This window comes from Saccharothrix syringae, assembly GCF_009498035.1.
In the GTDB taxonomy this organism is placed as follows: Bacteria; Actinomycetota; Actinomycetes; order Mycobacteriales; family Pseudonocardiaceae; genus Actinosynnema; species Actinosynnema syringae.
Window position 1 is genome coordinate 4291555 of record NZ_CP034550.1, and the last position, 10147, is coordinate 4301701.

Here is a 10147-nt window from a genome sequence, read left to right on the forward strand (position 1 = left end):
GTCGGTACTCAGCGTCGGTCAGTGCTCGGAGAGCCGTCCCAGCTCGGTGTCGATGAGGTCGAAGATCTCCTCGGTGCTCGCCGACTCCAGCGGGCGCCCGGGTGCCCAGCGCGCGGCCAGCTCCGCCAGCCGCGCCCCGACCTCGGCGCGCACCTCCTCGGAGCCCGCCGCGGCCAGCGCCTCCTCCAGCCGGTCGAGCGCGGCCACGTGGTCGCCCGCCGCGGTCACCGGGCCGAGGCCGTCCACCAGGTGCCTGGCCAGCGCGGCCGGGGTCGGGAAGTCGAACACCGCGGTCGGGGACAGCCCCAGCCCGGTGTCGGCGGTGAGCCGGTTGCGCAGCTCGACCGCGGTCAGCGAGTCGAACCCCAGCTCCTTGAACGCCCGGTCGGCCTCCACCGCGTCACGGCCCCGGTGCCCCAGCACGACCGCCGCGTGCGACCGCACCAGGTCGAGCACCACCAGTTCGCGCTGCTCGTCCGGCAACCCGGCCAGCCGCTGCGCCAGCGACGCCCGCTCGACCGCGCCACCGGCGGTCGGCCGGGCCACCGGCCGCCCGACCAGGTCGCGCAGCACCACGGGCACCTCACCGCCGCCCGGTGCCAGGCCGGTGGCCACGAACGCGGCCCGGTCCGCCCGGACCGCCTCGTCGAACAGGGCCAGCGCCTGCCCGGTGGGCAGCGGCACCAGGCCGCCGCGGGCCAGGCGCGCCCGGTCGGCCGCGCCGAGGTGGTCGGTCATGCCGCTGGCCCGCTCCCACAGGCCCCAGGCCACGGACGTCGCGACGAGCCCGTGCGACCGCCGGTGCGCGGCCAGCCCGTCGAGGAACGCGTTGGCCGCCGCGTAGGCGGCCTGGCCCGCACCGCCGAACACGCCGGCCGCGGAGGAGAACAGCACGAACGCGGCCAGGTCGTGCCCGCGCGTCGCCTCGTGCAGCGCCCACGCCGCGTCGACCTTGGGCCGCAGCACGGCGGCCAGCCGGTCCGGGGTGAGCGAGGCGAGCACGCCGTCGTCCAGCACGCCCGCCGCGTGCACCACGGCGGTCAGCTCGACGCCCGCCAGCAGCGCGTCCAGCGCGTCCCGGTCGGCCACGTCGGCGGCGACGACCCGCACCGACGCGCCCAGCCCGGTCAGCTCCGCGACCAGCTCGGCCGCGCCCGGCGCGTCCGGGCCGCGCCTGCTGACCAGCAGCAGGTCCCGCGCGCCGTGGTGGGTGACCAGGCGGCGCGCCACCAGGCCGCCGAGGGTGCCGGTGCCGCCGGTGACCAGCGCGGTGCGCGCCGGGTCCAGCGCGGTCGGCACGGTGAGCAGCACCTTGCCGACGTGCCGGGCCTGGCCCAGGTGCCGGAACGCCTCGGGTGCGCGCCGGACGTCCCACGCGGTGACCGGGGTGGGCCGGGCCGCGCCGCGCTCGAACAGGTCGACGACCGCGGCGAGCATCTCGGCGATGCGCGCGTGCCCGGCGTCGAGCAGTTCGAACGCCCGGTAGGTCACGCCGGGCGGCAGCGTCGCCGCGTCGCGCAGGTCCGCCTTGCCCATCTCGACGAACCGCCCGCCGCGCGGCAGCAGCCGCAGCGAGGCGTCGATGAACTCGCCGGTGAGCGAGTTGAGCACCACGTCGACGCCCCGGCCGCCGGTCGCGGCGAGGAACGCGTCGGCGAAGTCGGTGGTCCGCGACGAGGCGACGTGGTCGGCCGGGAGGCCCTGCGCGCGCAGGACGCCCTGCTTGGCCGGGCTCGCCGTGCCGAACACCTCCAGCCCGAGGTGGCGGGCCAGTTGCACGGCGGCGAAGCCGACGCCGCCGGTGGCCGCGTGCACCAGGATCGACTCGCCGGGCCGCACGCGCGCCAGGTCGACCAGGGCGTGGTAGGCGGTCAGCCACACCGCGGGCACCACCGCGGCCTCCGCGTGCGACCAGCCGCGCGGCGTGCGCGCCACCAGGTCGCGCTCGGTGACCGCGAGCGGTCCGGCCGAGCCGGGGAACAGGCCGAACACCCGGTCGCCCGGCCGCAGGTCGGTGACCGCCGAACCGACTTCGACGACCACGCCCGCGCCCTCGCTGCCGATCCGCGCCTCGCCGGGGTACATGCCCAGCGCGTAGAGCACGTCGCGGAAGTTCAGCCCGGCCGCGCGGACCGCGACGCGCACCTGCGCCGGCTCCAGCGCGGCGGCCGCGTCGCGCGCGGGCACCAGGGCGAGGTGGTCCAGCGTGCCCTGCGCGGTGACGTCGAGCCGCCACGGTTCGCCGTCGGCCGCCAGGGCGCCGGAAGGCCGGGCCAGCCTGGGCACCCGCAGCGCGCCCGACCGCACCGCCACCTGCGGTTCACCACCGGCCACCGCCACCGGCAGCAGGGCCGGGTCGTCGACGTCGACCAGGGTGATCCGGCCGGGGTGCTCGGCCTGCGCGGAGCGCACCAGGCCCCACACGGCCGCCGCGCCGAGGTCGGTCACGTGGTCGCCGGGCGCCGCGGCCACGGCGTCGCGGGTGACCACGACGAGCCGGGTGCCGGCCAGCCGGTCGTCGGCGGACCAGCGCCGCAGCACGTCGAGCACCCGCGCGGTGGCCTCGTGCGCGGCCCGCGCGCCCGTCCCGCCCCCGACCGCCAGCACGAGGTGGTCGGCGGGTTCCGGGTCGGGCACCACGCGGGCCAGCGGCCGCAGCAGGTCCACCAGCTCGCCGTCGCCGTCGAGCAGGGTCAGCGCGGCGGGCGCCGCGTCGGCGGGGGTGGTCGTCGGCCAGGTCAGGTCGTAGGTGGCGTCACCCGCGCCGGACGCGAGCGCGGCCAGCTCCTCGGCGGCCACCGGCCGGATGGTCAGCGACTCGGCGGTCAGCACGGGCGCGCCCGTCGGGTCCGCCAGGGTGAGCGAGACCGCGTCCGGCCCGGTGCGCCGCACGTGGGCGCGCACGGCCGTGGCGCCGGTGGCGTGCACCGAGACGCCGGTCCAGGAGAACGGCAGGCCGGCGTCGAGCGGGGTCAGCCCGGCGGCCTGGACCACCGCGTCGAGCAGCGCCGGGTGCACCGCGAAGCCCGAGACGTCCAGCTCGCCGGGCGCCCGCACCTCGGCCAGCACGTCGTCGCCGGACACCCGCGCGGCGGTCAGGCCGGCGAAGGCCGGGCCGTAGCGCAGGCCCGCGGCGTCGAGCCGGGCGCGCAGGTCGGTCAGGTCGGCGTCGAGCGCGGCGGGCCACGCCGGCAGGCGGGCGGGTGCGACGGGCTCGGTGCCCAGCACGCCGGTCGCGTGCAGGGTCCACGGGCCGTCCGCGCGGCGCGAGTGGATGGTCACCTCGCGCCCGCCGGTCACCCGGACCTGCACCTCCACCGCGTCCCGCGCGGGCAGCGGCAGCGGGGCGCGCAGCACCAGCTCCTCCAGCCGCGCCGCGCCGACCTCGTCGCCCGCGCGCACGGCCAGTTCGACGAACGCGGTGCCCGGCAGCAGCGCCGTGCCCGCCACCACGTGGTCGGCCAGCCAGGGGTGCGTGCGGGTGGACAGCCGGCCGGTCAGCACCACGTCGCCGTCGGCCAGCGGGACCGCCGCGCCGAGCAGCGGGTGGTCCGCGGCGGCGAGCCCGAGCCCGGCCGGGTCGGTCGAGGGCGCGGGGTCCAGCCAGTAGCGCTCGCGCTGGAACGGGTAGGTGGGCAGGTCGGTGCGCGGCCGGCCGGCGGTGAAGGCGGCGGCCCAGCGGACCGCCGCGCCGCGGGTGTGCGCGGTGGCCAGCGAGGTGAGGAACCGGGGCCAGCCGCCGTCGTCGCGGCGCAGCGAGCCGACCGCGACGCCGCCGACCTCGTCCAGCGCCTCCTGCACGCCGAAGGTGAGCACGGGGTGCGCGCTGGACTCGACGAACACCCGGTGCCCGGCCTCGGCCAGCGCGGCCACCGCCGGTCCGAAGTGGACGGTCTGGCGGAGGTTGCGGTACCAGTACCCGGCGTCCAGCGGCTCGTCCTCGACGAACGCGTCGGTCACGGTGGACCGGAACGGCAGCTCCGGCCGGCGCGGCGCGAGGTCGGCCAGCGCGGTCAGCACCTCGTCGCGGATGCGCTCGACGTGCGGCGAGTGCGAGGCGTAGTCGACGGGGACGAGCTTGGCCCGCACCCCCTCGGCCACGTACTGCTCCACCAGCAGGCGCAGGTCCTCCGCGTCGCCGGACACCACCGTGGTCGCCGGGCCGTTGACCGCGGCCACGCCCAGCGAGCCGGGCAGCCGGGCGGCGACCTCGTCGGCGGGCAGCGGGATCGAGGCCATGCCGCCGTCGCCCGCGATGGCGCGGATGGCCTTGCTGCGCAGCGCCACGACCTTGGCGGCGTCCTCCAGGGACAGCGCGCCGGCGACGTGCGCGGCGGCGATCTCGCCCTGCGAGTGCCCGACCACGGCGGCCGGCCGCACGCCGAACGACTCCCACAGCCGGGTCAGCGACACCATCACCGCGAACAGCGCGGGCTGCACCACGTCGACCCGGTCGAACGGCGGCGCGCCGGGCGCGCCCTCGACCACGTCGACCAGGGACCAGTCGGTGTGCGGCGCGAGCGCGGCGGCGCACGCCAGCAGCGCCTCGCGGAACACCGGCGAGTCGCGGAACAGCTCGCGCGCCATGCCGACCCACTGCGAGCCCTGGCCCGGGTAGACGAACACCGGCCCGGCGTGCTCGCCGGCCGTGCCGACCACCACGTCCGCCGAGGTCACACCGTCCACCAGGTCCGACAGGGCGCGGACGGCGGTCTCCCGGTCGGCGGCGACCACCGCGGCGCGGTGCTCGAACACCGCGCGCGTGGTGGCCAGCGCGTGACCGACCCCGGCCAGGTCCAGGTCGCCGTCGGCGAGGCGGTCGCGCAGCCGGGCGGCCTGGGCGCGCAGCGCGTCGGCGGAGCGCGCCGACAGCACCAGCGGCACCACGCCACCGGTCGTGGAACCGGGCGCCGGTGCGGGCGCGACGCGCGGCGCCTCCTCGATGATCACGTGGGCGTTGGTGCCGCTGATGCCGAACGCGGACACCCCGGCCCGGCGCGGCCGGTCCCCGGGCCGCCACGGCGCGGGCTCGGTGAGCAGCGAGATCGCGCCCGCCGACCAGTCCACCCGCGCGCTCGGCTCGTCCACGTGCAGGGTGCGGGGCAGCTCGCCGTGCTGGAGCGCCAGCACCATTTTGATCACGCCGCCGACCGCGGCCGCGGCCTGCGCGTGGCCGATGTTGGACTTCAGCGAGCCCAGTCGCAGCGGTTCGGCGCGGTCCTGGCCGTAGGTGGCGAGCAGGGCCTGGGCCTCGATCGGGTCGCCGAGGCGGGTGCCGGTGCCGTGCGCCTCGACGGCGTCCACGTCGGCGGGCTTGAGGCCCGCGTTGGCCAGCGCCGCCCGGATGACGCGCTGCTGGGACGGTCCGTTGGGTGCGGTGAGGCCGTTGGAGGCGCCGTCCTGGTTGACCGCGCTGCCGCGCAGCACCGCCAGGACCGGGTGCCCGTTGCGGCGGGCGTCGGACAGCCGCTCGACCAGCAGGATGCCCGCGCCCTCGGCGAACCCGGTGCCGTCGGCGCCCTCGGCGAACGCGCGGCACCGCCCGTCCGGGGACAGGCCGCGCTGCCTGCTGAAGTCCAGCAGCAGGTAGGGGCTGGCCATCACGGTGACGCCGCCGGCCAGCGCGAGGTCGCACTCGCCGTTGCGCAGCGCCTGCGCGGCCAGGTGCAGCGCCACGATCGACGACGAGCACGCGGTGTCGACCGTGACGGCCGGTCCCTCCAGGCCCAGCGCGTAGGACACCCGGCCGGAGACGACGCTGGCCGCGTTGCCGGTGCCCAGGTAGCCCTCGAACTCGGCGGGCGCGCCGCTGTGCAGGCGGGCGCCGTAGTCGCCGAGGTTGACCCCGGCGAACACCCCGGTGCGGCTGCCGCGCAGCGACGTGGCGTCGATGCCGGCCCGCTCCACCGCCTCCCACGCGACCTCCAGCAGCAGCCGCTGCTGCGGGTCGGTGGCCAGCGCCTCGCGCGGGCTGATGCCGAAGAACGCCGGGTCGAACAGGTCGGCGTCGTGCAGGAACCCGCCGCCGCGCGCGTACACCGTGCCGGCGCGCTCCGGGTCGTCGCCGACCAGGCCGTCGAGGTCCCAGCCGCGGTTGGTCGGGAACGGCCCGATGGCGTCGCCGCCGCGCGCCAGCAGGTCCCACAGCTCCTCGGGCGTGGTCACCCCGCCGGGGTAGCGGCAGGCCATGGCCACGATCGCGATCGGCTCGTCGGACCGGCGCGCGCGCCCGGCGGTCGCCACCGCGCCCGCCCCGGTCAGCCCGGCGCGCAGGAACTCGGCGAGCCCGGCGGGCGTGGGGTGGTCGAACACCACCGTGGCGGGCAGCTTCACGCCCGTGGCCGCGGCGAGCCGGTTGCGCAGCTCGACCGAGGTCAGCGAGTCGAAGCCCAGCTCCTTGAACGCCTGGCCGGAGGCGATCGCGGCGGGGGAGGAGTGCTTGAGCACGGCCGCCGCCTGCGCCCGGACCAGCTCGACGAGCACGCGCCGCTGGTCCTCCTCGGACCGCCCGGCCAGCCGACCGGCGAGCGGGGAGGCGCCCGACGCGGCCTTGCGCTCCACCACCTGGCGTTCGACCCCTTCGGCTCGGCGGGGCGCGGGCGCGGTGACCAGGTCGGCCAGGTCGACCGGGCGGGTGGTGACGGCCTCGGCGGTGAGCACCGGCGCGCCGGTCGGGTCCTCGACGCGGAGCGCGCCGCCGGACAGCCGCACGCGCAGCGTCGTCGCGCCGGTGGCGTGCAGCTCGACGCCGGACCAGGAGAACGGCAACCGCACCTCCCGCTCGCCCCGGGCCAGCGCGGCGGCGACCACCGGCCGCACCGCGGCGTCCAGCAGCACCGGGTGCAGGCCGTGGCCCGCCACGTCCAGCCCGTCCGGGGCGACGACCTCGGCGTGCAGGTCGTCGCCGTCCCGCCACACCGCCCGCAGGCCCAGGTAGCCGCCCCCGTAACCGACGCCGGTCGCGGCCAGCGCCTCGTCGAAGCCGGTCAGGTCCAGCGGTTCGCCCTCCGGTGGCCAGGTCAGCCCCGGCTCGTCGTCGCCCTCGGCCTCGGCGAGCCGCGCGGTGGCGTGGTGCACCCACCCGGAGGTGTCGGTGCGGGCGTGCACGGTCACCTCGTCGTCGGCCGCGATGACCTGGAACAGCACCGGCCCGGTCACGGCCAGCGGCGCGTGCAGGACCAGTTCCTCGACCCGGCCCCGGCCGAGCCGGTCGGCCGCGGCCAGCACCAGGTCCAGGTGGCCGGTGCCGGGGAACAGCGGGGTGCCCGCCACGGTGTGCCCGGTGACCCACGGGTGGCTGCGCGGCGTGATCCGGCCGGTCAGCAGCGTGGTGCGGCCGTCGGCCAGCTCCGTCGCCGCGGTGAGCACGGCGTGGTCGACCGGGGTGCCGCCGGCGCGGTCGCCGGTCCGGGCGGGCGCGTCCAGCCAGTAGCGCTCGCGGGCGAACGGGTAGGTCGGCAGGTCGACGGGCGCGGGCCGGCCGGTGCCGAACACGGCCGACCAGTCCACCTCGACGCCGTGGGCGTGCGCCTCGCCCAGCGCGGTGCGGAACCGGTCGAGCCCGCCGTCGTCGCGGCGCAGCGTGCCCAGCGCGACGGCGGGCGGCTCGGCCTCGTCCAGCGTCTCCCGCAGGCCCGGCACGAGCACGGGGTGCGGGCTGGACTCGACGAACACGCGGTGCCCGTCGGCGAGCAGCACCCGCGCGGTCCGGTCGAACAGCACGGTCTGCCGCAGGTTGCGGTACCAGTACCCGGCGTCCAGCCCGGTCGTGTCGAGCAGGCCGCCGGTGACGGTCGAGTAGAAGGCTACGGAGGAGGCGCGGGGCTCGATGTCGGCCAGCGCGGTCAGCAGCTCGTCGCGGATGCGCTCGACGTGCGGCGAGTGCGAGGCGTAGTCGACCGGGACGAGCTTGGCCCGCACGCCCTCGGCCTCCAGCGCGGCCACGAACGCCCGCAGCTCCCCGGCGTCGCCGGAGACCACGGTGGAGGTCGCGCCGTTGACCGCGGCGACGCCCAGCGAGCCGGGCAGCCGGGCGGCCACCACGTCGGCGGGCAGCGCCACCGAGGCCATGCCGCCGTCACCCGCGATGGCGCGGATGGCCTTGCTGCGCAACGCGACGACCTTGGCCGCGTCCTCCAGGGACAGCGCGCCCGCCACGTGCGCGGCGGCGATCTCGCCCTGCGAGTGCCCGATCACCGCGTCCGGGCGCACGCCGTGGGCCCGCCACAGCGCGGCCAGCGACACCAGCACCGCGAACAGCGCGGGCTGCACCACGTCCACGCGCTCCAGGTCGCCGCCACCGCGCAGCACCTCGGTCAGCGACCAGTCCACGTGCGGCGCCAGCGCGGCCTCCACCTCCGCGACGCGCTCGGCGAACACGGGGGAGGAGTCCAGCAGCGCGGCGGCCATGCCCGGCCACTGCGAGCCCTGGCCGGGGAACACCAGCACGGTGCCGCCCGCGCCCGCCACGCCCTCGACGGCGGAGCGCGCCGGTTCACCGGCGGCCAGCGCGGCGAGCCCGGACAGCAGCTCGTCCCGGTCGCCGACGACCACCGCGCGGTGCTCGAAGCGGGTGCGGGTGGCCACCAGCGCGTGGCCCACGGCGGTGGGGTCGTGCCGCGCCACCACCTCGGCCACCCGGCCGGCCAGCTCGCGCAGCGCGTCGGCGCTGCGGGCGGACAGCACGATCGGGGTGGCGCCGTCCGGGGCCGGGGCCTCTGACACCGGCCCCTCCGGCACCGGGCTCTCCGGTGCCTGCTCGACGATCACGTGCGCGTTGGTGCCGCTCACGCCGAACGACGACACCGCCGCCCGGCGCGGCCGGTCCACCCCGGGCCACGGCCGCGCCTCGGTCAGCAGCTCCACCGCGCCCGACGACCAGTCGACCTCGGGCGTGGGCTCGTCCACGTGCAGCGTCTTCGGCAGCAGGCCGTGCCGGATCGCCTCGACGACCTTGATCACCCCGCCGACGCCCGCGGCCGCCTGGGTGTGCCCGATGTTGGACTTCAGCGACCCCAGGTACAGCGGTTCGGCGCGGTCGCGGCCGTAGGCGGCCAGCAGCGCGCCCGCCTCGATCGGGTCGCCGAGCCGGGTGCCGGTGCCGTGCGCCTCCACCAGGTCCACGTCGGACGGCGACAGGCCCGCGGCGTCCAGCGCGGCGCGGATCACCCGCTGCTGCGACGGCCCGTTGGGCGCGGTCAGCTGGCTGCTGCGCCCGTCCTGGTTGACCGCGCTGCCGCGGATCACGGCCAGCACGCGCCTGCCGTCGCGCAGCGCGTCCGACAGCCGCGCCAGCAGCAGCACGCCCGCGCCCTCGGCCCAGCCGGTGCCGTCCGCGGCGGCCGCGAACGCCTTGCACCGGCCGTCCGCGGCCAGCCCGCGCTGCCTGCTGAACTCCAGGAACGTGTTGGGCGTGGCCATCACGGTCACGCCGCCCGCCAGCGCCAGGTCGCTCTCGCCGCCGCGCAGCGACCGGGCGGCCAGGTGGATCGCCACCAGCGACGACGAGCACGCGGTGTCCACGCTGACCGCCGGGCCCTCCAGGCCCAGGGTGTAGGACACCCGGCCGGAGGCGACGCTGCCCGCGCTGCCCGTGCCCAGGTAGCCCTCGAACCCCTCGGGCGTGCGGTCGAGCAGCCGCAGCGCGTAGTCGTCGTACATCACGCCGGTGAACACGCCGGTGCGGCTGCCGTGCAGCGACGCCGGGTCGATGCCCGCCCGCTCGACCGCCTCCCAGGAGGTCTCCAGCAGCAGCCGCTGCTGCGGGTCGATCGCCAGCGCCTCGCGCGGGCTGATCCCGAAGAACGCCGGGTCGAACTCGTCGGCGTCGTGCAGGAACCCGCCGCGGGTGCTGTAGACCGTGCCCGGCCGGTCCGGGTCGGGGTCGAACAGGCCGTCGAGGTCCCAGCCGCGGTTGACCGGGAACTCCGAGACGGCGTCGCCGCCGGACTCCACCAGCCGCCACAGGTCCTCGGGCGTGCGCACCCCGCCGGGGTAGCGGCAGGCCATGCCGACGACCGCGATCGGCTCGTGGAGGCCCGATTCGACCTCCTCCAGCCGCGCACGGGTCCGGCGCAGGTCTTCGGTCACCTTCTTGAGGTAGTGCCGGAGCTTGTCTTCGTTCGCCACGCGTCGCGCCCCTTGCCCG

The 10147-nt window shown here is 77.8% G+C and carries 1 protein-coding gene; it reads right to left on the minus strand.

What is annotated here, in order from left to right:
• Positions 1–18: 18 nt before the first annotated feature.
• Positions 19–10128 (minus strand): type I polyketide synthase, encoded by a 10110-nt coding sequence (locus tag EKG83_RS18810; protein ID WP_033434373.1) that lies wholly within the window; start codon positions 10126–10128, stop codon positions 19–21.
• Between the last annotated feature and the right edge of the window lie 19 nt (positions 10129–10147).